General features: G+C 38.7%; 24 protein-coding genes and 3 pseudogenes. 9 read left to right on the forward strand and 18 right to left on the reverse strand.

From position 1 onward, the window contains the following. Window positions 1-251 precede the first annotated feature (251 nt). The 10 genes and pseudogenes from PSF31_RS19480 to PSF31_RS19515 all read right to left on the reverse strand — a co-directional run bounded on the left by PSF31_RS19480 (window position 252) and on the right by PSF31_RS19515 (window position 6,475). Window positions 252-940, reverse strand: a pseudogene (locus tag PSF31_RS19480) (IS1 family transposase). A gap of 273 nt (window positions 941-1,213) precedes the next feature. Continuing rightward, window positions 1,214-2,007, reverse strand: a protein-coding gene (locus PSF31_RS19485) for an IS5 family transposase (protein WP_272537704.1) whose coding sequence is annotated in 2 segments (ribosomal slippage) — window positions 1,214-1,666 and window positions 1,669-2,007 — 792 coding nt in all. Because the reading frame shifts where the segments join, the coding sequence is not laid out codon by codon here. Window positions 2,008-2,118: 111 nt separating this feature from the next. After that, window positions 2,119-2,436, reverse strand: coding sequence for a fimbria/pilus outer membrane usher protein (locus PSF31_RS19490; protein ID WP_272537705.1), 318 nt, complete (start codon window positions 2,434-2,436; stop codon window positions 2,119-2,121). Then, a pseudogene (locus PSF31_RS19495) lies at window positions 2,423-3,019 on the reverse strand (fimbria/pilus outer membrane usher protein). Before PSF31_RS19495 ends, PSF31_RS19490 begins: the two are co-directional and overlap by 14 nt. A 40-nt stretch (window positions 3,020-3,059) precedes the next feature. Continuing rightward, window positions 3,060-3,203 (reverse strand): annotated as a pseudogene (locus PSF31_RS21140) (FimD/PapC N-terminal domain-containing protein); the annotation flags it as partial. A gap of 119 nt (window positions 3,204-3,322) precedes the next feature. Further along, complete coding sequence (locus tag PSF31_RS19500) at window positions 3,323-3,478, reverse strand: hypothetical protein (protein ID WP_272537706.1); 156 nt, start codon at window positions 3,476-3,478, stop codon at window positions 3,323-3,325. Window positions 3,479-3,527: 49 nt separating this feature from the next. Beyond that, window positions 3,528-3,743 carry a hypothetical protein gene (locus tag PSF31_RS19505; protein WP_272537707.1) on the reverse strand — a complete coding sequence of 72 codons (216 nt, stop codon included), beginning with the start codon at window positions 3,741-3,743 and terminating at the stop codon, window positions 3,528-3,530. A gap of 664 nt (window positions 3,744-4,407) precedes the next feature. Then, window positions 4,408-4,833, reverse strand: coding sequence for a putative zinc ribbon protein (locus tag PSF31_RS21145; protein ID WP_442959491.1), 426 nt, complete (start codon window positions 4,831-4,833; stop codon window positions 4,408-4,410). A 251-nt stretch (window positions 4,834-5,084) separates the two neighbouring features. Continuing rightward, entirely contained in the window at window positions 5,085-5,321 is a 237-nt protein-coding gene (locus PSF31_RS19510) for a helix-turn-helix transcriptional regulator (RefSeq protein ID WP_272537708.1), read from the reverse strand. Window positions 5,322-5,434: 113 nt separating this feature from the next. After that, window positions 5,435-6,475: a YagK/YfjJ domain-containing protein gene (locus PSF31_RS19515; RefSeq protein WP_272537709.1), complete on the reverse strand. Its 1,041-nt coding sequence runs from the start codon at window positions 6,473-6,475 to the stop codon at window positions 5,435-5,437. A gap of 1,569 nt (window positions 6,476-8,044) precedes the next feature. Here PSF31_RS19515 and PSF31_RS19520 point away from each other — a divergent pair. The 7 genes from PSF31_RS19520 to PSF31_RS19550 all read left to right on the forward strand — a co-directional run bounded on the left by PSF31_RS19520 (window position 8,045) and on the right by PSF31_RS19550 (window position 12,300). Next, complete coding sequence (locus PSF31_RS19520) at window positions 8,045-9,088, forward strand: hypothetical protein (protein WP_272683287.1); 1,044 nt, start codon at window positions 8,045-8,047, stop codon at window positions 9,086-9,088. Between the two features lie 228 nt (window positions 9,089-9,316). Further along, window positions 9,317-10,045, forward strand: a complete 729-nt coding sequence (locus PSF31_RS19525) for a DUF3944 domain-containing protein (RefSeq protein ID WP_272537714.1) — start codon at window positions 9,317-9,319, stop codon at window positions 10,043-10,045. Between the two features lie 56 nt (window positions 10,046-10,101). Continuing rightward, the gene (locus PSF31_RS19530) at window positions 10,102-10,776 is read left to right on the forward strand and encodes a helix-turn-helix transcriptional regulator (RefSeq protein ID WP_210799349.1); all 675 of its coding nucleotides are present in this window, start codon (window positions 10,102-10,104) and stop codon (window positions 10,774-10,776) included. Window positions 10,777-10,790: 14 nt separating this feature from the next. Further along, a complete protein-coding gene (locus tag PSF31_RS19535) occupies window positions 10,791-11,237 on the forward strand; it encodes a hypothetical protein (protein WP_104872832.1) in 447 nt (148 codons plus the stop codon). Between the two features lie 59 nt (window positions 11,238-11,296). Continuing rightward, window positions 11,297-11,515: a hypothetical protein gene (locus PSF31_RS19540; RefSeq protein WP_272537715.1), complete on the forward strand. Its 219-nt coding sequence runs from the start codon at window positions 11,297-11,299 to the stop codon at window positions 11,513-11,515. 92 nt (window positions 11,516-11,607) lie between these two features. Continuing rightward, window positions 11,608-12,024 (forward strand): antirestriction protein, encoded by a 417-nt coding sequence (locus tag PSF31_RS19545; RefSeq protein WP_272537716.1) that lies wholly within the window; start codon window positions 11,608-11,610, stop codon window positions 12,022-12,024. A gap of 60 nt (window positions 12,025-12,084) precedes the next feature. Continuing rightward, on the forward strand, window positions 12,085-12,300 hold the full coding sequence (locus PSF31_RS19550) for a hypothetical protein (RefSeq protein WP_272537717.1): 216 nt from the start codon (window positions 12,085-12,087) through the stop codon (window positions 12,298-12,300). A 651-nt stretch (window positions 12,301-12,951) separates the two neighbouring features. On the opposite strand, the gene PSF31_RS19555 is transcribed toward PSF31_RS19550, so the two are convergent. The 6 genes from PSF31_RS19555 to PSF31_RS19580 form a co-directional block, all read right to left on the reverse strand. Further along, window positions 12,952-13,122 (reverse strand): hypothetical protein, encoded by a 171-nt coding sequence (locus PSF31_RS19555; protein ID WP_164561145.1) that lies wholly within the window; start codon window positions 13,120-13,122, stop codon window positions 12,952-12,954. Between the two features lie 229 nt (window positions 13,123-13,351). Beyond that, window positions 13,352-13,858, reverse strand: a complete 507-nt coding sequence (locus PSF31_RS19560; RefSeq protein WP_004264847.1) for an AAA family ATPase — start codon at window positions 13,856-13,858, stop codon at window positions 13,352-13,354. Window positions 13,859-13,953: 95 nt separating this feature from the next. Further along, complete coding sequence (locus tag PSF31_RS19565) at window positions 13,954-14,376, reverse strand: GNAT family N-acetyltransferase (protein WP_096864906.1); 423 nt, start codon at window positions 14,374-14,376, stop codon at window positions 13,954-13,956. A gap of 97 nt (window positions 14,377-14,473) precedes the next feature. Next, on the reverse strand, window positions 14,474-15,004 hold the full coding sequence (locus PSF31_RS19570; protein ID WP_036958979.1) for an MltR family transcriptional regulator: 531 nt from the start codon (window positions 15,002-15,004) through the stop codon (window positions 14,474-14,476). A 101-nt stretch (window positions 15,005-15,105) separates the two neighbouring features. Continuing rightward, the gene (locus PSF31_RS19575; protein WP_164561146.1) at window positions 15,106-16,266 is read right to left on the reverse strand and encodes a mannitol-1-phosphate 5-dehydrogenase; all 1,161 of its coding nucleotides are present in this window, start codon (window positions 16,264-16,266) and stop codon (window positions 15,106-15,108) included. An 11-nt stretch (window positions 16,267-16,277) separates the two neighbouring features. Then, window positions 16,278-18,227 carry a PTS mannitol transporter subunit IICBA gene (locus tag PSF31_RS19580; RefSeq protein WP_096864904.1) on the reverse strand — a complete coding sequence of 650 codons (1,950 nt, stop codon included), beginning with the start codon at window positions 18,225-18,227 and terminating at the stop codon, window positions 16,278-16,280. Window positions 18,228-18,773: 546 nt separating this feature from the next. Here PSF31_RS19580 and PSF31_RS19585 point away from each other — a divergent pair. After that, window positions 18,774-20,009, forward strand: a complete 1,236-nt coding sequence (locus tag PSF31_RS19585; RefSeq protein ID WP_096864903.1) for an SLC13 family permease — start codon at window positions 18,774-18,776, stop codon at window positions 20,007-20,009. A gap of 52 nt (window positions 20,010-20,061) precedes the next feature. Here the strand turns inward: PSF31_RS19585 and PSF31_RS19590 are convergent, their stop codons facing one another. Both PSF31_RS19590 and PSF31_RS19595 read right to left on the reverse strand, forming a co-directional pair. Continuing rightward, on the reverse strand, window positions 20,062-20,799 hold the full coding sequence (locus tag PSF31_RS19590) for a cyclase family protein (protein ID WP_004264854.1): 738 nt from the start codon (window positions 20,797-20,799) through the stop codon (window positions 20,062-20,064). A 228-nt stretch (window positions 20,800-21,027) separates the two neighbouring features. Then, window positions 21,028-21,870 (reverse strand): MetQ/NlpA family ABC transporter substrate-binding protein, encoded by an 843-nt coding sequence (locus PSF31_RS19595; RefSeq protein WP_094963177.1) that lies wholly within the window; start codon window positions 21,868-21,870, stop codon window positions 21,028-21,030. Between the two features lie 212 nt (window positions 21,871-22,082). Here PSF31_RS19595 and PSF31_RS19600 point away from each other — a divergent pair, with 212 nt between their 5' ends. Further along, window positions 22,083-23,207, forward strand: a complete 1,125-nt coding sequence (locus PSF31_RS19600; RefSeq protein ID WP_096864902.1) for a CMD domain-containing protein — start codon at window positions 22,083-22,085, stop codon at window positions 23,205-23,207. The last annotated feature ends 4 nt before the right edge of the window (window positions 23,208-23,211 follow it).

Consider the following 23,211-nt stretch of genomic DNA (forward strand, 5'->3'; position numbering starts at 1 on the left):
CTCATTTTCACTTATTTGCTAATCCAAACATCTTTAAATCTAACTAAGTTACTTGTGAGATAGCGTACGGTCTGACGAATATTTTTATAGCCCAAATAATACTGAATCAATCGAGCATCTCCCTCTACCTGCATATTCATGAATACGGAGAAAATTTTATATGCTAACTCGTAAGTCTTGCACCCAGTGCGGCGGCTTGAATTTATAAAAAATCATATCGTATTGACATGGTCGAGTATTCAATGAGTTGATTAAATGTAATGTTCAATGAAAGTACCAATGATCTTGTCATGCATTTCAATAGACCTTGAATACCTCAATGTTTTTCTGTTCAGCCTTTTTATTCGGTTTCTTAAATTCAGATTTTGACGTACTATTCCCTGAGTAATTCGTTTACCTATCAAGTGGATCCCTCTTGGTAATAACTGATAGGCTCAGTAATTGTCTGTGCACCAAAACTGAATATCAAACTGAGAAAGCAACCTTAATAATTTTTGCAGAGTCTTACGACTCCGTGAGCCCAAGACATGTACCACTATGCGTTTTAACTGTGGTGACCAAGCATACCATAGCCATCGTTGTCGCTTTTTATTACCGACAAACGACCATATCTCATCCATTTCATAAAAAATATGAACCTGTAAATTCTGTAAAGGGAGTGTTGTTACCTGCCGAGGGTTGAGTTTTTTAAAGTGCGTATGACTGCATTAATACTGATATGCAAAGATCTTGCCGTGTCACGGATACCGGCATTATTAATCGCCAGTTCCACCACTTGCTCTTTGATACCTGGCTGACAAGCTCTGTATATATAATCGAGTTGAAAGGTACGGAAGCAAGTTTGACAGCGGTAACGAGGATGACCGCCATTACCGGTGCCATGTTTTTTAACAGGAGCGGTTAATCCGCAGAAGCGGCATTTCACTGAAACAAGGGCCATACTGAACCTCAAAAAATAAAGCATAGTTCACCCTATATTCAACTCATTGAATACTTGACCAATTTTCAACCTTGATGTGACCGTAAAGATATTATCACGATTCCCTTTAGCCAAAAATGATGTGGGGGTCAGTACCGATTTATTGTTAATCTTGAGATAGCTGACTAAGCTTCCACTGTCTTCAAAAACAATTCGTGTCTTATCTTGTTCCGTATCTTCTGATTCATCGGGACTAATAATAGAAAGTAGAATGTTGGTATTGCGATTAAGAACCTATCCCAATAGGTTTTTATTCCAGACAATGACACCACAGGCAAAATGCAGCATCGCCTCATAATTCTCGACTTTCTTCTCCCAACGAGTCAGGACACGACGGTAGCGATTCATCCAACTGTGTGTTCTCTCTACAACCCAGCGGTGAGCCTTAAAATCCGTGTTTTTGATGGCTTCTGACTCATCCTTCCGTGACTGGATATGAGGTTCATAGCGACGACTTTTCAGATACGATCCCAACCATTCCGCTTCATACCCTTTGTCCATGCACAACCGGAGCCTCTTGCATGGTCTGCCCGTCTGGAGGGCATCGAGCGTATCCGCAACCAGCTTTATGTCGTGTGTATTTGCTCCGGCTACAACCAGTGCAAGCGGAAGCCCGTTCGCGTCAGTCATCAGACTGCGCTTTACGCCCTGTTTCCCACGGTCTGTAGGGTTCCGGCCTGTTTTTTTGAGCCTGCCAGGGGGGATTTGGTCATACAACCATCAATCGACAGCCACGACCAGTCAATAGCGTCCAGCTGTTCGCAGGCAAGCAACCCGTTTTGCCAGAAGCGTTCAAATACGCCAGCATCCCGCCACTCCTGAAATCGGCGGTGAGCAGAGCTTGACGAGCATATACCGGTGGCATTCAGCGCATTCCACTGGCAACCCGTCCTGAGTACGAAGAAGATGGCGTTCATTGCAGCGCGCTTGCGGTGCGTACCCAGAGGATGGTGAGTTTTATGCTCCGGAATCAGTGGAGCCATTTTCTCCCAGAGTCCATCACTGATCTGCCACTTGTTGCCCGCCACGCTTCGCCCTCAGAAATTATCATTATGTATTATCTGACAATTCCTTTTGGGATAGGTTCTAAAACAAATTTTAAAGTTATCTGAGGTGAGTTGATTCGAATCTTTTATTGATTACATATCCTTTATTGCATTGAATACGTGACCTGCTGAATAATCAATAAAAGCAGGTATAGACATAAAATCGTTATCATTCTTCATGGCTGATAATTGAAGCTGGATATTCATATTAGCCAGTTGTTTGTTATAATTTAGGCGATATGTATTCCCTATTTTGGAGGACCTTTGTTCAACATTGGCAGTAGAATGTGTGATATCGAAAGAGGCAGCCCCAAAAGAAAACAAATCACGTCCGATGCCTAAAGATAACGAGGTATACTCCTCACTACCAATGAAACCTGAATATAATGACCAGTTATTACTGCCCCCCACGATATTTCACAGGATGAAAAGGGAGTATTGATAGCTTTATGGTATCCTTTAAGAGTTTTCCAAGAGCCAGCTTGTATCTGAGGCTACCTGGTCGAGTTAAAAAAGGGACAGAATTTGCATTTACTTGATATTTTTGCTCACTACCATCTTGTTCTAAAATGGTGACATCGATAATGCCAGAGAGCCAAATGGGCGAGCTATTGATAGTAAAAGGACCTGCTGGAACCTAAGTTTGGTATAAAATCCGTCCATTCTGTGACATTTCCACTTGGGCGTTCGTTCTGGCTACCCCGGTTACTTCAGAAGCAAAGTCACGTAAGCTTGGTGGTAGCATATCAGTATCTGAGTATAGACTTGCCCCCGTAAATCGGAATGAATCAAAAATGTCAGAATTAAAATAGGTCTCACCAAGGGAGAGACTTGCGCTGAGTGTTTTTATCGCACGGTATAAATATACTTGGCTCCACTGAAAGTTTTGATCTGTGGCTCGTTCTGAGCGCATATTATGATAAAGACTTCCCTGCCAGTCCCCTCTCAGACGCCATGAGGCAAAATTAAGGCCAACAACACTGGTAGAATCCATCGAATCACATGGATTCCACGGTTTTGTTGGTGAGTGACGTTTAAATTATAATCTCTAATAATGCACCCGATAGCCCCTCCTCCCACAACACGGGAGGATCCCAGTTATCCTCACTAAATTCCAGATATTCTTTGGGCATACTGATATCAATGATTTGGTTGTTAATGTCTACTTGATAAGTTGTTCTAGGTAGGCATTCGAAAGACGATTTTTTGCGTTATGATGTTCTTTAACTATAACTTTCCTTACCCAGCCTCTAAACGTCACTATTTGATATATTTTTTATTTTCTATTATTGATAGGCTAAGCTAAAGTTTGCTGTCGCATAAAACTCACCCGTTTTAATTGGGGGTAACCGTCAACATCCGGTAGACCAATTCCTTTAACGTAAGATGAAAATTCAAGTGTATTTGGACCGGCTTGCAACGATTTTAGCGGTAACAAAACATTATTTTTCACTCGAGTGTTACCAGAAGTAATAACTATACCTGTACCGATGTTTTCTTTGCTATCCAACCATATCAATGGTTTCAGGCTTGCCTTCCTCTCCTGTTACTGTGCCAGCGTCTGTATAGCTGAAGGTAATGACTACCTGATTCTTAACGTAAGTACCATCTTTGCATTCTTCAAAGCTACGGTCTGCCAGTTCGATATTGAATGATTGGATAGGATTGTCAGAAACAATGGTGCACGGCGCATCAATAATATAGCCATGGAATACCACTTTACCTGAGCCTTGACCTTATTCACCTTCAGCTAATGCAACGCCTGATCAGATGTGGAAGTCGCAATTGAAAATGATATAAATAAAGCACTATTTTATTTGTTTTTTGTATTAACAAAACAAGTTAAATCAATATTAAATATTGATAATTTTGCATAAACGTTTTCCCACTGAAAATCGGCCTATATGAGGATAGTGACTTTTAGATCCGGCCCGTTCAAACCATAGCTATAGAATCCACGGACGTATATTGGCTACCTGTCTATGAAATTCTGGTAGAGCATCGTTTTGAGGTTGTGCCTTCCAATATACGTCCTACCCGAGCCGTTCCTAGAAGGAAAACCGTGTCGATGTAGGAGATGTGCAATCGCACCTGTGATTTTATGCATATGGTTTGCTCAAAGTAAGTTTTAGTCTCGATACTACAATTGCTGAGTTTCGCGAGTATACAGATTTATTAATCTCAAACCATCACCCAAATTGCCAATGAAAGCAAAAACTCAGCGTTAAGAGACTACTTGCATACGTAAAATCTGGGGGCTCCCCCCTTTAAGGTCAGGTTTTACAATACGCTAGATATAGTTCACTTAATTTTGGTGGCAGTACCGTGGTCACATTTAGCGAAAGCGTGATTGATTAACCTAACACCATGAGCATTAAAAGGTCATAATGGAAACAATTTTTCTGTTTTAGGCTGATGTTCCTCTGTTACATTCTGGGCAGGAATACACCAAATCCCCTCATGGCACTTCGGGCAACATTTTTGATTACTTGTAAAATACTCACGACACTGCACGCAAAACCAATCCGTGACCTTTAAAATAGGGGACACTGATCGAACCTGTGTGCTCAGTCGTGCCTTGTCTTCTAAGCTCTTGATCTTACTGATGACCCGCGGACAGTGCTCTGCAGTCTGAGGATCAGAATGGGTAAACCATGACTCCGTTGGCGTCTTGTGCAGTGTGACGGGCTCACCGCAGTGAGCACAGTAATAGTTTTCTCGTGAATAACTCGGTTCCTGATTGGCTCCCGCGAAACGATTGTTCTGCGTTAAGGCTAGCGACATTTTGACTTCATGTAATTTAAGCATGGTTGTGCTCCTTCTGTAAAATTTAAACTAAACGTTCTGAGTACCCAACATTCAGGATCCACACTCGGCAACCCACCTTAAAACTCAAAAGAGCACCTAACAGTGCCTGCATGCGTATCGAGTCAGGTTCGTATGTTCAGGACGTAGCTTTGCCTAGAGCGTATTCAATCGCACCAGGTGTGGTTGAAAATGAGTTGGTGGGTAATGGGTGGATATACTATGGAAAATGCACAGCGACTCGCGCTAGTGCCTTAGGTTCCAAGGGCTGAGTTAGTTCCTCTCGATTCATCAATGCGTGCTTGTAACCACTGTACGACTTCGCTCTTTAACCAGCGCGACATACGACCAAACTTGATAGGTTTTGGGAACTCCCCCTCTTGGATCAACTTATAGAACCACTTATCCGTTAACCCCGTTAGTGCGGTGATAAATTTCATGTCAATGAATTGGTCATCAAGTAATGCAATATTTTCAGTTTGCGTGCTCATGGTAAAACTCCTGTTTTTAACGTGGGTAAAAAGCAGGAGCGATATCGAAAAATGGGATGTGGATATCACTCCACATCATTAACCGGATGTGTAAAAAATAATTTGTCTGTTAACTACTGACGTTTTCTTGGCTTGATTTCGCCTCGCCAAAAGGTGCGTTTAAGTTCAGGCACAGCCAGACGGACCCATGCATCCGCTTTACATAAATACCTTACCGCATTGAGTAACCCTTTCTTACTCTCCGCATCAGTACGTTTCAGTAAACCAATCCCCAGTTCGCGATAGCTTTCTTTTTGGTAATTGCAGTTAAAGTACAAACCCGCCCACTCTGTAATACGTTCTTGCCAGAGTTCACCAATGAGTTTACCCAGCGTGATGTCCTGCCTCACTTTCTGACCGTTAAAGAAAAACAAAGCGTGGTAATGGAAGCCTTTTTCCATACCGAATTCCAATTTCAAGATATACCCGACGCAGCATGAAAAGAGTGGGTTGCTATTAATGGCTTTGTACAGGGCTTGGCGATGCTGACGAAGGTGATGAGCTTTGACTCTGTGGCAAATACCACTTTTGTAAGACAGGTCTACACGCACAACTAGCAGTTTGGAGTAACGTTGATACAACGAGTCAATGTATTGCTGAGCCCGTCTGTAATTCTTCTGAGCGCCTTGCTCGAAGGCACGAACTTGCTTTTTATAGTCAGGGCTCTTTAACGTGCTTTGGAACTCACGGAAGACCTCGTTAAGCCACTGAACGTGTTCAGGTATATCCACCATCCAGTATTTATCTTTGTCTATCAGTATCTCACTCAGGTGGTATTTGTTAACCAGAGAGAGCAACAGTACTAAGGTGGGATGCAAGCGCTGTATTTGCGATATTTTCATTGATTGAATGTAACGGGTGAACTTGAGCGTTTCTAAAAAGAGCTCACCTTTGGAGGACGTAGAGGTGAGCTGCAAACGAGGGTTATTAGGTGACAAGGGAATGCCTTTATATAAATCTAATTTATGAGTTAGACGTTTTGAAAGGTGTTTAATATTTCCCATGAGTAGAGACACTAACTCACGCAGTGAGTGGTCTCGAGTGAGCGTTAAACGGTCATGTTCAAACGTGGTTGAGAGAACAACTTGATTTAAGTGTAGTGCACGATTTGTCATTTTATTTGCCTGTGATTGAATAAAGATTCGTATCATCAGGCAGAGAAGTTATTTTTAATTTTTAATTACAAATGGTTGGGGAGCGATCATCAGCAAAGGGGCTTTGCTTTGAGGGGATTACATTGACTTTGGCAGCCAATAGGGACTGATAGCATAGCCCAATATGTTTATAAACAATAAAACACAGCATACTAAGATAGCATGGCGTTCTGTAAGCTGGGTAAGGTTAGAGCCTGTAGATAATTTTGTCTTAAGGAGCAATAGTAGCAAGGTGACATTATATCTTCGACTTGGGTTATGTCAGCCACGCGATGATATTTCGTCATTAGGTGACGAACCTAATTACCTTGTAATCGAACAAGAGAGTCAGAGATTAACTGGATAGGAGATTATTACCCTTTCGTTTCATATTGCAATTAAGCATTATAATACAGCGCCTCAATACCGGAGTTGTTGTGTATTTAATCACTCTCGTTGTCATGTGGCTTATTTATAAATGGAATGATTAGTTATATTTAATCGCAATAGTTAATTATTATTGTAATGACTCTGTAATTGTAATGTTGTTATAATTGATGTTGTTATAATAATAAACAATCCTAGATTAATCCCCATTATTTTAAGACCAGTTAAACACGAAAGTGCACCCTACACACAAAATAATGGCTTAATCACTTAGTTATCAGAGGTGAAAGTTAGTCTTTTTTTAATAAGGAATTCACGTTATTTTTGTGATAACAATACAATCTTTAACTCAATGAATAAATCAAGTTAGGTATTGTTAACTTTAACATCTAGACAATCATTTCTATTCACCAATATAGACGTAAGACACGCACTAATTTTTATATGCCAGTTTTGGTTGTTTTGGGTATGCTGCTTTGATATTAAACTCGGTGCTCAGTCTGTTTTTTATCTACTATCACCTATAGTGGGAATTCATGGCTATAATGAACTAAATTAAAAAGCTATGCAATCCGAATGTTTGTTCATATTTCGATGTAAAATAAAAAAGAATGGTACTACTCGTCTCCACGAAATAAAAATGAGGTAGATGGGATAATTTAACTTAGGCCATATTATTTAGATATAAACATGAAACTTAGGAGCCTATTCGAATAAATAATGCAAATGGTGTTTAAAATTGGCGAAACATTCACAGTGAAGCAGTTTTTATGTACCACATGTAATTATTAATAATGCTAATGAACGATCTTTTTTATCATTAAACGAGCTTCTATTGCCTCCTATTGATGACTTTTTAGTCAAAGTGTATGATGATTGCTGAGGGGGCAATAAGTATTAGATTTAGTCTAGAGCTATAATCGCTACTGCTTTACTAACATATCTCACATCTAATAATATAAAAACGACGCTACTTGCATGCGAAACGCCTAGTTTATTGATTCAAACTATCCTGGCTTTAATGATACAAACTTATCCGCTGAAAACCATGCAGCAGTAGAGGTAAATTAACTTGTATCTATATGTAATACTAACTTGTATTATAATAGCAGATTAACTTGTATGGTGAGGCAGTATGTAATTGAGCAGACTAGGGAGATAAGAATGTCACTCAAATCGATGCATAACGACTTTGATTTTTTACTGTTAGACAAAAAAGATGATGGAATTAATATTGAAAGGACCAAGAAAATCAACGAACAAATCGTTGCGTTGGCGGATGAATATGTCCTCTATGGTGGATTTCCCACCGGCTCAAATACATCAATAAATCTAATTGATTTTATTGATGCAAACTACGAAGGTGTCATCGATGGTGAGATTAAAATCCTAGGTGGCGCTAAATTTATAACCTTACTGAAAAGGTCTTTGAATCAAAAAAACAATATCTTTAAGAGGCTTTATGAATACCATCAAACGATGATAAAAAGGAATAAAAAGGCGGGGCATCTTATTTTTTCAATTAAAGTGGATAATAAGGATAATAAGGATAATAAGGATAATAAGGATAATAAGGATAATAAGGATAATAAGGATAAGCAAGATAACGCTTTAATGCAATGTGTGACGGATTTTTTTAACCATATTCGTTCGCGAGTTATGCTAAATGAACATATATTAGGTTACTTTTGGACTTCACTAAAAGTGAGCGCCTCTGATGAAAAATACATTCGTATTCACTTATATATTTCAAATGGAAAGTTCAATAATAGAATGACTGATGAGATAAAATCAGTTTGGAATTCTATTCTATTTAAAAACCAATTAGAAGGGAAAATCCTTTTTTTAACACAAACAAAAGATTCGTATAAAGGTGGGTATGAAAGCTTGCTCTTTTGGACTAAAGATGCCAATAAAGGGAGAAGTAGAAATAATCTAACACCTATTAATAATGAGCCTTCTGATGAACAAAAAACGGAAAAATATGTCAGAAGTGTGCAGCGAGATAAAACTTCAATGTTGTGTATATTATATCCTGACTGGAATGACGACACGATATTCCATCATTTTACAAATGAAATGAACGCCATCCAATTTAAAGGGTATTTGTTTAGATTAGCGAAACAGACATATCAGCAGCCTAAAGTTCGCAGTATCGGGGTTGCCTGTATAAATTCAATGAAAGCAAAACGCCACAAGAAAAAATAAAGTTACGTACTCTTTCTTTTGTATCGTTCACAATCAAAAAATAATCAGATATACAGTATTATTGCGATATTGAAATAACTTAAATATCAATCACTTAATGTTTTTCAAGGACATATCCTGTCATTTCCCCTCCATTTTCCCCCGAAAAAAAGTCAAATAGCCGGACATAACCTGTCCGGTGAGGTTGTTATCGTAGTGTTCTCTTTTTCATACTGGGGAATAACACTGATGGCAACTTACCGATTAGATACCGATTTAGCGTTTTTACGTGAATGCAGCAATGAAGAACTGGGCTTGCTTGTATCCGTCCTAACTCACGACAGCAAAGACGGACAAAAGCGTTGGACTGAAACCTTAACCAGCTCACCTGAATATCAACTCTATCACCCTGAGCACCAGCAATATTGGATGTCGATTGCGGCAGAGCTGCAAGCGTTTGGGGCTAACAGCTTGATGAGTCTCGTTCGAGGCAATAAAGGCGTGTTGTACCGTGAAATTCTACAAGATGTCTGTGACCACCTTGATGTCAATTATCCGAAGGAGGGAAGTACCGAAACCTTGGAATTAAATTTGTTATTGAAAGTGTTAGAAAAAAGCTTAAATGAGCTGACCACAGAAGAGCTACAAACCTTCTCTCGTGATATGCAACTTAACCTCACCAACCCGACGCCCCAACTGATTTTGATTGCGGTTCAAGCGGCTATCCGTACCTCAGGCATTGCCGCGCTGGAAGTGGCCACACTCTCCGCCATTGGCGTGATTAATGCGCTCGGCGGGGTTGCTACCATTGGTACACTCTTTGCCGCACACCGAGCACTTTCCTTGATTGCAGGGCCGATTGGTCTTGCCGTGAGCTCGGCATGGCTTGTCGCTGACTTAGCGGGGCCCGCTTATCGCGTCACCGTCCCCGCCTGCATCATTGTGGCGTACTTACGACAAAAAGCTTTATCGCAATAAGGTTTATCAATCCCATTCTATCCGCTTGCCGGAACTATTTTAATAAGGACAACATCATGTCGACTTCTGTGTCTCGCCATGACCGGCTTGCGTCTCGGTTGGCGTTTATTATTAGTCAATTATTTCGCGGGGAAACCGTTTATTTATCCGAGCTGTCAGAAGAGCTCAATGTCTCGACTCGTACCCTACGGCGTGACTTTAATGAGCGCCTTCAATATCTGGACTTGGAATATCACCAAGGTGGCTATCGATTGGCAGCATCACAGCGTCCCTTTCGTACCGATAAGGACATATTGCGCTTTGCTGCCATTACGCATGTCACCTCACTGTTTCCGGCTTTAGACAGGAAGCTGCTAGCAGTTCTGCTCGACCCGACGATTGATTCACCGTTTATTGTTTACCATACCCCGCCCGAACAGCGTCCCTCGCTGTTCGGGGGCTTTTATATCTTGACACAAGCCATTGTAAAACGGCGTTTACTGCAATTTGCCCACCAAGGAAAAAACATCACGAACGTTGCCCCGTATAAGTTGATTTATTACCAAGGTCATTGGTATCTCGCCGCTGATATCGCGGAGCACATTCATGTCTTTGATGTGATGGCCTTGCAAGACGTGGTCATGACGGCGCGGGGCTTTCGTTATCGTGAAGACCTAAACCAGCGGCTATGTGAAGAGGCGTTTATTCAAGCTTTGCCACATTACCAATATATCCAATCTTTAATGAAATAATGGAGTTCATCTTTATGAAAAAGGTACTATTTACGACTTTAATCTCGCTAACGGTTTGTGCTCAAGCATTAGCACTTCACCTACCCGGTGAAATTCAGCCCACACGTTATACCTACTATTTAACGCCAGAATATGGTCAAAAATTGAAGGAGAAAAATGAGAGTAATGAACGACCTGTCCTAGGTGTGCCTCATGGAGAGTTGACAGGCGACACTCCAATTCGACAAGCAAAAGGTTTTCCTGCCCCTACCGCGATGACCTGTATTAGTAGCGTTTATTATAATCGTGGTGCAGCGGCTAACTGGTTAAAAGTCGCCTGCGTCGATAATAATGGTTTAGCTTATTCAGCCGATAAAAAATGGCCACCTAAATCAATAGCCAAGCGAGTTTGCACTGTAGGTCAATCAGGCTGTGACTCTTTTTTAGTTTTGGATAGTGATAACTGGTCTGGTCCTCAATAAGTTACGCTCACCCTTACTTGAGCCTGTTCTCACACAGGCTTACTTCCTAGGAATTCATCATGACGATTTTTAAACTTATCGCCACCTCTGTGAGTGTTGTGACACTGGTGTCTATCACCTACTACGCCCAGAAGACGGTCAACGAACAACTTACGCTTAAAGGTGAGTATTCTGACACTGAAATTCAAGCGGCTCGACTTGGGGCAACGCTAGCGTGCACCACGTTATTAGGGGGAGCGATTGAACGACTACTTAATGGGTTATTTAGCAATAACTAAGCATTAACGATTTATTTTTCGGTAATAAACCATAAAGGCAGGCCAACAGGTCTGCCTTTTTTATTTCATCCTATCCACACAAGGGCTTTCTTATGACACTTGACCCCATCATCGCAACACCCGTTTCCAACCACCAGCGCACGCATTTTTGGCAAACCCACTTTGGCGCCGTTAAAGGCTTCCCCACCTTTGAAGTTGTTATCTTTACCATCATGGGGCAGTTTTGTGAGAATTACCACGGCGGGTATTGGGAATACTGCACCTTACCCAATGGTGGCGCATTTATTTATCCTGATTTGGGCTCCGAAAAATTAACACTGTTCAATATGCACAATGGTAATGAGGCGGACGTTAGCTGTGAAGCAGCGGGCATTGCTGTATGTTTGATAATGTACAGCTTATGGTCATTTCAAACGGAAAGTGAAGTATTGGTCGAGCGTTTCTACCAGCTTCGTGACTATGCCATTCAACATCCTGAAAGTTCAGCCATTTTCCATCTTATCGATTAAATCTCACTTGATTCATTCTTTAAATTTTACCTATCTTATTTATATTTAAGGAAATTTATTATGACTCGTTTAGCCTCCCTCTTTGGTGTGTCGAATATCATGAAATTATCAGAACGGCAAAAACAAACAATGAGAAATATTCAGTTAGGTTATGGTCAACTCTGTAACAAAGCTACCTTAAGATCCCTTGAGAGAAAGGGATTAATCTATTTAAATGAAGCAGAGCATTGGTTCTTAACTCAGCTGGCTTTTAAAAATAAAATAATAGGAATATAAGTAATAATGATTTAATAATGCTGTTCTGATACTACATACAAAACTTAATGGATAACATTCTTGCTAAATTGGCAAAACTGTTATTCATTAAGAGGTTCTTTAACATATTCGAATCCCATGATAGAGTTCGAATACAAATCACCAATGCAACTACGAAAGTTGCATACATCTCAATTTTAATTAAGCAAACTTAGATTCATTGCAATTAAAGCATCAATCAAGAATGAGGGTATAAAAAAGGGTACAAACAGAAATCAAATTAGCACCAATCGTTAAATATCAATAATATATAGTGAAATATCGATTCCTGCAGGGGACACCACAGCAAGCTAAACCCAGCTATTCCCACCTAAACAAAAACCTCATCAAGCCAATCATGTCTACTACTCATACTCAATCCCCCCTATAAAGCGAAATACAAACCAAATCGAAACAGCAAGATACAAAAAAGCATACGAATTAACCGATACTTAAGGTTTGTATCTTCATATGTCAACAACGGCCCTATGTCTTAGCTTTTAAAATACTAAATCGCCAAAAAGAAAAATTTATAACGATGAAATGCCTCCCTGTAATTAGTTACCCAACGATTAGTAGAAGGCACTTCATAGGCAGACTTCTTAGTTTATTATTAATTATTCTATTGCTAGATTAATATCCTCGTCGCATTTGCCGCTCGATTTGAATATTCTGACCAGCTTTAATGCTGTTTAATGTGCTATCAACGTAAGGGTCATCTTTAGGATTTTCTTTACTTAATTCACGCCCAGAAGATGCACAAGCGGAAAGCATTACTGCAAAAACTATTATAAACAGCCTCATGTCATACCTCATATTTACACTTATATTAAGTTTTAGACCTATATAAGTTTGTAAGTTCAGATCAGCAATTAAACAATATCTAAACATTAAGAAAATAAGAAGTACCATAGACGCAAACGCTGTGTTCGCATAAGCCTCGGTTGGTAGTAACCCAAACTTAATCATCTTAAATAAAATTATCGCAAAGATTAGTTATAAAGGTAGGTGCTTGGTAGTAAACGAACTCTATTTATTTTATTTGCTCTAAATGTTTTTTTATCGTATCAATACATTGTTCGGAGTTATCTATGATGATAACTTTAGATGCAAATAAAGGATTTTTAGCAAAGAAATCATCAAGTCTCTTATCAAATTGCTTTGTAAAGCGTAGCAGCTCAATCATATTAAAAAGAGTTTCTTTAGGCCCCATTGTTGTAAATTTCGATGAAAGGTATCGTTTTACAATTCTAAAGACACAAATACGATAAGGTATAATTAAGCGAATAATCAGCGTACAATCGTTAAAAAATGGTATTAAACGCCTATCGTAAGCACCTTCAACTATCCATTCCGTTTTAGACGTTATCGCTGAAACTAAGGCGTTAATAATAGGTTGAGGATTTTTGATATATTCCTGCTGAGTTTTATCCCAATAAATCTCATCATAACCATACACGGGCGTGTTAAATTCATCAGATAACTTGGCAGATAACGTCGTCTTCCCTGCGCCAGATGTTCCTATAATACAAACTTTCATATCTTCTCTTCGTGTATCAAATGCTAGCCGCGCAAAATAAATTTAAATGATAACAACAATGTCAACTTACAGCAGATTAAATGCAGTAAATATGATTATGATAATTCAGTTTTAGTGAGATAATGCCTTTCCATGCCTGTCTCTGGGAAATCAGGTAAGGACATTTGTTTTACATATCCTAATTTTTCATAAAAGGGTAAGGCTTGAAAACTGAATGTATCTACTAAACTATGAATACACCCTAATTTTATTGCTTCTCGTTCAGCGGTATACATCAATTTACTGCCTAACCCCATTTTTCTGGCGTCCTCACTTACCCATAAAAAATCGATACAAAGCCAATTTGCCTTTACAGAAGCCAGTAATCCACCAAGCATAACACCAGAGTTATTTTTAAAATAAACGCCTAACTCACTAAAACGTTCTGCATTCAAATATTGGATATTAAAACTACGTAACCCTGCAAGGAGTTCTTCTTTATCTTCAGTGGTGACTTCATGTGCAACAATAATATTCATTCTATATTCTATTGATAGTCGGATAATAAAGCATTATTTCAAACATATTTACTTTGATAAGTAAACAGTAAAACATCATAGAATTGAGTTTACAATTTTAAAATACATCGGTTTCTATAATTTGGGTAATTAAAGCAGTTACAGATAATACTAACGATGATTTTATCATTTGTTGAAAACGGTGTTTTTGCAATTCAATTAATTGGTTATCGACAAGATCCTCTGGTTGATTGAATCTCATCATTTCTGGTAAAGGTTCCATACAATGAAGCATTTTAATACTGCCTAAAATTTCATCATCTGTAAAATTTATATTTAAATTTTCTGCTGATAACGATTCATTCAAAGCAAGAAATAATTCTATATCTTCATAGGTTTCACGAGAAATCGCCCCTAATGCAAATAGAAGTTTCAAACGAACCGATAACTCTCCTAATGGCCCATTTCCAGTTAAAAGTGGTTCAACTGCATATTTTACCGCATAATCATCCTTTCTAAAAACTTTTAACATTAATTTATCAATAGCTTGTGAAATTAAAAGAACGACCTCTTGAACAAATAAATTTACTTCCGGCCGTTGATTTAACCGCTCAAGAATCTGATTTTCAATGTTTTGTTTATTTTCCATATTAGCTTCTTTTATCACTTTATAGCTATACTACTTACTATCATACTGTAGATAGCCATAAAGTGACTGAACCTCAATTAATCAATCTATTATCCGTAATATTACTTGTTACTCAATATCAATAACTGGTATTGGGAACAGATTCTATCAACAACCTCGGGATATTGCTCTAACCCACAAAGCTCAACAACCGCTTGATATATACCTTTGTCAGCAATTAACTTTGCCATTTCATTTGCTTGAGGATCAGCTTCACATCTGAAATGCAATGCGGCAGCAATTCCTATGATCAGATTTTCATTTGGTAATTGGTATTCAAATGTGCCTAACAACGGCTTAATTAAGCGATCATTAGAACTTAACTTTCTCATAGGCTGTCGCCCTACTCGACTAACATCATCTTTTAAATATGGGTTTGCAAAGCGACTTAGTATTTTATCTATGTATTGATTATGTATTTGTGAATCAAAGCCATAACGTTGAATTAAAACTTGTCCACTTTCTTGCATAGCCGATTTAACAACAGTATGGATCCTCAAATCCCCAATTGACTCACTAATTGTTTGGTATCCATATAATTGTCCCAAATACGCTGTCATCGCATGGCCTGTATTTAACGTAAATAGTTTGCGTTCAACAAATGCCATTAGGTTATCCGTTAATTCCATCCCATTGATAATAGGAACATCACCAACAAATTGTGTCTGGTCAACAATCCACTCACTAAAGGATTCGACAGTAACGTCAAGCGGGTCATCATTCGCTGCATCCATCGGAGGAACAATACGGTCAACTGCGGAGTCTACAAAGCCAATATGCTGCTCAACCCATTGATGCAACTCTTCAGGCAATTGAGCCAATACATGTTGCTTTAGTTGGCTAGTTCCTCTTACCATATTTTCACATGCAATAATATTGAGCGGCTGGTTATTTCCCAACGATTTTCTATGAATAATGCCTTTAGCTATCGTTGAGGCAATTTTTTCCAGCACCTGTGGCCCGACTGCTGTTGTAAGCATATCTGCTGTTGCAATAAACTCTATCGTTTTAGGGTCATTGCTATTAACAGCGTGAATGTGTTGGACTTTCTCAATACGATTTTCCTGACCAACAACATGAACATTATAAGATTGTTGATGTGCTAATTGGTCAATTAATGGCTGATTGACATCAGTAAAAGTTACTTGTGAATTTGCATCTGCTAATAATTTACCAATAAAACCGCGGCCTATATTTCCTGCACCAAAATGAATGACTTTCATTATTATTCTCCTCATGCTGCACTTTGAGACGCTAAAATTTCGAGTACTTCCTGAACATCTTGGGTTTCACATAAACGCTCAATAACCCCATCTTCATCTAAAGCGGAAGTAATTCGTGTGATAACTTCAATGTGCTCATTATTTTGTGCTGCAATACCAATAACTAGGCGGGCAATTTCATCAGGTTCTTCACCAAATTGTACGCCTTCAGGGTATTGGCAAATAACAATGCCGGTTTTTAATACTCGATCTTTTGCTTCTATGGTGCCATGAGGAACAGCAATAGATTCACCTAGATAGGTTGAAGTTAGTTTTTCGCGAGCTAACATCGCCTCAATATAGTCAGGCTCAACATAGCCACCCTCAACTAATTTTTGCCCCGCAAATTGAATGGCTTGCATTTTATTCTGTGCAGATAGGTTTAAATGAATATGCTTTGCACTCAATGTAAATATCGCATCATCATGATCTTCCATTTCATAGGATTCATCATTTGCTGCAATAATCGTTTGTTTAATCAGTCGTCCATCATTTGCTGCTTTAGGATTTTTTTTAGCTATTAAGTTTGTTACAAGATCATTATACGTTTGGCTATCTAGGAAATTAGTCAACGATATATGCATTGCATTTGGTGCAAATGTTTTCGCTCTTTGTGTTAAATCTTTATGCGTTATCACAATATCAACGTTATCCGGCAGGTCGTTAATTGCCATGTTCGAAACAGAAATTCCTAATAAGCCCGCATCACGCACCTTTTTAGCTAATACTCCTGCTCCCATGGCACTAGAACCCATTCCTGCATCACAAGCTACAATAATGTTGCGTACTTCGGCTAAATTAACAGAGGTATTTTGATTGATTTCTACTGCTGCCGATGATTTTGATTGCGATTTCATATTACGCATTTTTTTCGTAGCATTTTCGAGCTCATCATCATCACCTATGCGAGTTTTCTTTAATAAAATCGCGGAAACAATAAAGGAAACTAACGTCGCACTGGTGACTGATAAAATCACACCGACCAATGATGACTTAGGCGTCATCAACAGAACTGCAAATATTGAACCCGGTGATGCAGGAGAGACTAACCCAGCATGAAAAAGGTTCATAACAAACACTCCTGTCATCCCACCCAGAATAACTGCAAGAATTAACCGAGGGTTCATTAAGACATAGGGGAAATAAATCTCATGTATCCCACCAAAAAAGTGAATAATTGCGGCTCCTGGTGCAGATTGCTTCGCATTTCCTTTACCAAAAAACATGTAAGCAAGTAAAACACCTAAACCCGGTCCAGGGTTGGCTTCAATAAGAAAGAAAATAGATGCGCCAGTTTCAGTCGCTTGTTGAATACCTAAGGGTGAGAAAATACCGTGGTTAATCGCGTTATTTAGAAATAATATCTTGGCGGGCTCAACAAAAATAGACGTGAGTGGAAGTAAATTATTCTCCACCATCACATTCACGCCTGCTGCCAATATTTTGGATAGCCCTGCAACAAGAGGCCCAATAGCTAAATAAGCCAAAATGGCTAATAACATGCCGATAATGCCGGAGGAAAAATTATTCACCAACATTTCAAAACCTGTTTTAACTTTGCCTTCTATCCACAAATCAAAACGTTTTATTGCATATCCGCCTAATGGGCCAGCAATCATTGCCCCCATAAACATTGGCATGTCAGCACCAACAATTACCCCCATTGTTGTTATTGCGCCGACTATTCCGCCCCGCTCTCCACCAACTAAACGGCCACCGGTATAACCGATTAATAGTGGTAGTAAATAAGTGATCATAGGGCCAACAAGTTGAGCTAATGTCTCATTAGGCCACCAGCCAGTTGGGATGAATAACGCCGTTATTAATCCCCAAGCGATAAAGGCACCGATATTAGGCATAACCATATTACTGAGGAAACGCCCAAAATTCTGTACCTTTAATTTGATATTTGATGTTACCATGACAGAACCCCGTGGTACGAAAATGATAAAGTTGTAACGTTATCGCCAAATAACGTCTGTGATTTTTTCAACACTTTCACTCTAGCATGAGCTTGATCAGATTCGCACCACGCGGGCCTTTTTGTGACCATCATCACCATCCAACCCCTACTTACCCCATCTTTATATTGACAAAGATCACAAAAAAATCGTGTTACTAAATTACATTGCTCTTTTTTTGCACTAAAAAAACATTTTTCGTGATTTTAATCACAAAGAAAAAATCACAGTTTATCTTCAATTGGTGACAATCATCACAATTTATTTTCTATTTATCTTTTTCTACCCAGTGAACTGCCAACATTTTCTCACCCGCACAGATCATTTCTCAATTTTGTAATAAAATTACTAAACGTATTATCTATTTCATTATGGCTACTATCTTTTTGAGATAGTCTTAAATAGAAGCAACAGTAACGCATTATTATCAATACATTATTTAGCCTTGCTTCGTCAGGTGTTCACCGATAAATTACCTCTAATTTTCTTAATTAAAATGTGAACATCATGACGTTAACCGTTATTGTTTTTCTTTTGGTTTATATTGCGATGGGCTTTGGTAAGCTACCTGGCTTCAAAGTTGATAGAACTGGCGCTGCGGTTATTGGTGCCTTAGCTATGATGGCTATCGATAGTATTACCCCTCCCCATGCATGGAATGCTATTGATTACCGAACTATTGGTATGTTATTTGGGCTTATGGTCGTTTCTGCTTCTTTCGTTGTTTCTGGTTTTTATAGCTGGACCGCAAACCGGGTAGCCATGCTAAAAGTTTCCCCACCAATATTACTGGCTGTTTTAATTCTTGTCGGCGGCTTTCTTTCTGCATTGCTCACGAATGATGTTGTTGTTGTCGCCATGACACCATTATTAGTATCAATTAGTTTATCTCGCGGTTTAAACCCAATTCCTTTTTTGCTTGGCTTTTGTTTCGCAGCTAATAACGGAGCGGCGGGCTCATTAATTGGTAGCCCACAGAATATGATCGCAGCGCAAGGACTCGATATCTCGTTTGTTGGCTTATTACAGGCGTCTGCAATACCAGCCCTGCTTTCCTTACCATTAACATGGTTGGTACTTGTTTGGTTATATCGTAATCGTTGGTATTTGACTAAAGAAAATACATTAGCAACGCCCCCTAAAACCACCCAAGAAACATTAAATGTATGGGAAACAGCAAAAGCTGGCGTTATTACTTTCGCAGTTATCATTACCTTTATTGTGACAGATATTCCTAAAGAACTTATAGCGTTAACGGCTGCTGGATTTTTATTATTAAATAGATCCATTGCCTCGAGTGATATGCTTAAACTCGTCGATGGCAATCTTTTATTACTCATCATGGGATTATTTGTCGTCAATGCCGCTTTTGCCGCCACAGGTCTTCCTCAGCAATTATTAACTGATTTGCGAAGCTATGGTGTGGATCTCAACAATCCATTAGCCCTATTTTTAGTTACTGGTGTTCTAAGTACTATCGTTGGAAACAACCCTTCAGTCATGTTACTCGTTCCCTTCTTAACACCTGAAGGTAATGCCGATTCGTTAGGCGCCGCTCTCGTTTTGGGTTCTGGTTTTTCAAGCAACTTACTGGTTTTCGGTAGTCTTGCTGGCATTATTGTGGTCGAACAATCAGCGGCATATGGCGTGAAAATTTCTTTTGGTGAGTTTTCTAAATCAGGGGGAGTTGTAGCACTATTGTGCATGTTATTAGCTGCTGCATGGATTTTATTTGCTTTATAGGCTTTTTAGCCAATCTGCTATTACATAAGCAGATTGGCTATAATTATAAATCCTATGGCAGTATTGCAAAAGAACGAACAGGAAAACCACTAGCATTGTTTGGTTTAGCAACAATATTAAAAATTACAGCACCACGCGTGGGGACTTGGTCCAAATTAGCAAGTAATTCAACTTGGTATGTATCTTGTTCTAATACATAATACTCACCAAGTAACGCATTATTTTTTCGAAAATCTTTTGCTGCATCAGTATCAAATGTTTCATGGCCAATCGCTTTTATTCCGCGTTCTTCAAATAAAAATTTAAGTGCATCCATTCCCCAACCCGGTATTTGGTTATTGCCCTCGTCATCTTTATTATCCATCAGCTCTTGTGATGGCCAACGTTTACTCCAGTCAGTACGTAATGCAACAAAACTCCCTGATTCAATTCGGCCATTTTTCGCTTCAAAATTAAGGACATCATCAAGAGAAAATGCAAAATTAGGATCTTCTTTTGCCCTTTCAGACTGGTCAATAACAATCAATGGCAGAACAAGTTCTTTTAATTCAAGCTCATGTAAATAACGTTTCCCTTCAACGAAATGACAGGGAGCATCAATATGGGTGCCATATTGTCCTGGAAATGTAAATTGCTGTGCAAAGAAACCTTCTGGATAGCCAAATAATGTTTTAAACTCAGCAGAGTCAAACATAAAAAAATGCGGTGAGTCTTTATCGAAGCTATGTGTCAAATCAACCCATTTTTTAGATTTTATTACATTAAATGCATCAATTAATTCATTGCTCATATTTTCCCCTGTCAGTTCTATTTTCTAAATAAAATTATCTACAGACTATTTTTATAATGCCTTTCTTAACCTATTAAATAACGAAAAAACATCCTGTTGTCTACAAATTCAACACGAATCTTTTTCATATTAAATCAGTAAGATATTTATCTTTTATAGCAAAAAACCACTAATTAATAAAAATTAGTGGTTAACATAATATTAATAATAAAAAAATAGACTAGGATTTTATTTAGGGTATTTGTTCCAGCTGTCAGGTTCAATAAAACCATCATAAATACGCTGAGAACGAATATAATCTGCATACTCTTTAGATTCAAAAGCTTCTTTCAAATCTTTTGCCCACTGAGCATCTAGGTCTTTTTGCATGACAGTCACAATAACGCGATGCTCTAGCGGTGAGTTTTCTACAACTAAACCATCTGCAATACGTTGGCCGGCACTTGCCACATAGTTACCATTCACAACGACAAAATCAACATCATCTAATAATCGCAACCCTTGAGCCGCATCGGTTTCTCGAATATCTAAGTTATATTCATTTGGGGAGATATCATTAACACTAAAACTTAATGTACTCACATCAGGCTTAATTGTAATCCAACCTAACTTTTCCAGGATCCTAGCGCCACGCTCTGCATTAACGGGGTCATTAGATAACGCAACAATCATACCGTCCTTCACATCATCCAGCGTTTTATGTTTATTTGACCGCAGGCTTTGAGGCGCACTCGGTGAGTCTGTCAATGCCACCATGTTAATATTATTTTTTTTGTTATAAGCCTCCATATAGGCACGGCTTTGATTTACAGAAGCATCAATAGAACCTTCTTCAAAAGCAGGATTTATTTGCCTATTCTGTGAAAATTGGCGCAAATTAACGGTATAACCTTTTTTTTCTAAAATCGGTACAATACCTTTATCCACTTGGTCAATATAATTGCCAACACCAAAGCCTATTGTAATTTGTTTTTTATTAGGATTATCTTTTTCACTATTATCGCCACACCCTGCCAACACAACTAAAGCAGTAGTAATTAAAGATAAACCTATTATTTTTTGTTTTAACATATGTAACAACCCTGTAAAGATATTTTGGGCAGTATAATCATAATTAAAGAGCACAACTTAGACTATATCGTTATAACTTAATACAAAAGTAATATAAGAGTCACTTGTAATTCTTTTTGGTTATAAATATATAACAAATAGATCGTTCGATTAGTGATGTGATTGATATGTAATGAAGGAGATAAAAACGTTTAAAAAAAGTGAGTTGCTTTATGACTATTTCCTATAATGATGTAATTAATTATTTAACTAATTTAACGCCAGATTCCAACTTAGCTAAAATTCGCCATGAACGCTCAGTCGCGACTGAAAATACTCAAGCCGTATTTGAAGCTATTTTTTCTACGCCATCGACACTTCTCACAAATGATGTGAAATATTATTTTGCTCATGAAGTCGCAAAAATAACGGGAAGTCCCCGTCTCGCTGAATTTTATTTGCAATTAATAGACTCAATTCCTAATGAACCTCTTACCCAACCACTTTCCACAGCAAAAGAATATCTGCAAGTTTTAACGCAATCACCTAAAGACACCCATTACCAATTAATTGCTGCATTAACTGAACAAGGTTGGCAAGAGAGTGACATCATTTTACTTGCCCAATTAATAACTTATGTCACCTATCAAGCTCGGCTAATCGAAGGGATCCTTTTACTGACAGATAATAGCAGCCTTACAAGTAATTCGTCCAAAGTTGTGGCTGGTAAATGGAACCATCAACTATTAACCCGAAAAGGGAACTCTTCTCCAACCGCTTTTACACAAGATAACTTAGGATGGGAAGCTTGGATTTCAGCAAGGGATGCGAAGACATTGTCTGTTGAAGAAGCTCAGGTTATGAAAAAATTTGGCCAATTAAACTCTGAATATTTTTTACTACTCGCACATCAAAGCAAAATTTTAGAATTACGAACCTTAGTTGACCGTGGGGTATTTTACACCACTGAAGGGCTACCTCGTTGGGAGCGGGAATTCGCTGCGGCGGTAACGAGTAAAGTTAATGGCTGCATTTATTGCGCTTCTGTTCATGCAAGAAAAGCCAGTCAGTATGCAAAAGAACGACGCGCTGATGTCGATAAGCTATTAGCCACTGCGACCGGTTCAATTCTTGCTGAAGGCTTTGATGACAGATTGTTAGCCATCACAGACTTAGTCGCATCCTTGTCTGCAACCCCTATCCAAGCCACAGCACCACAAATCAAAGTACTACAAGCGTTGGGTTTATCTGAACTTGAATTACTCGATTTAGTTCAATCGACGGCCTTCTTTTCATGGGCAAACCGCTTGATGTTATCTCTGGGTGAACCCTTTGAAATAGTAGAAGGTAAGGAGTAATTCA

Origin of the sequence: Providencia sp. PROV156 (assembly GCF_028480905.1) — a bacterium.
GTDB lineage: Bacteria > Pseudomonadota > Gammaproteobacteria > Enterobacterales > Enterobacteriaceae > Providencia > Providencia hangzhouensis.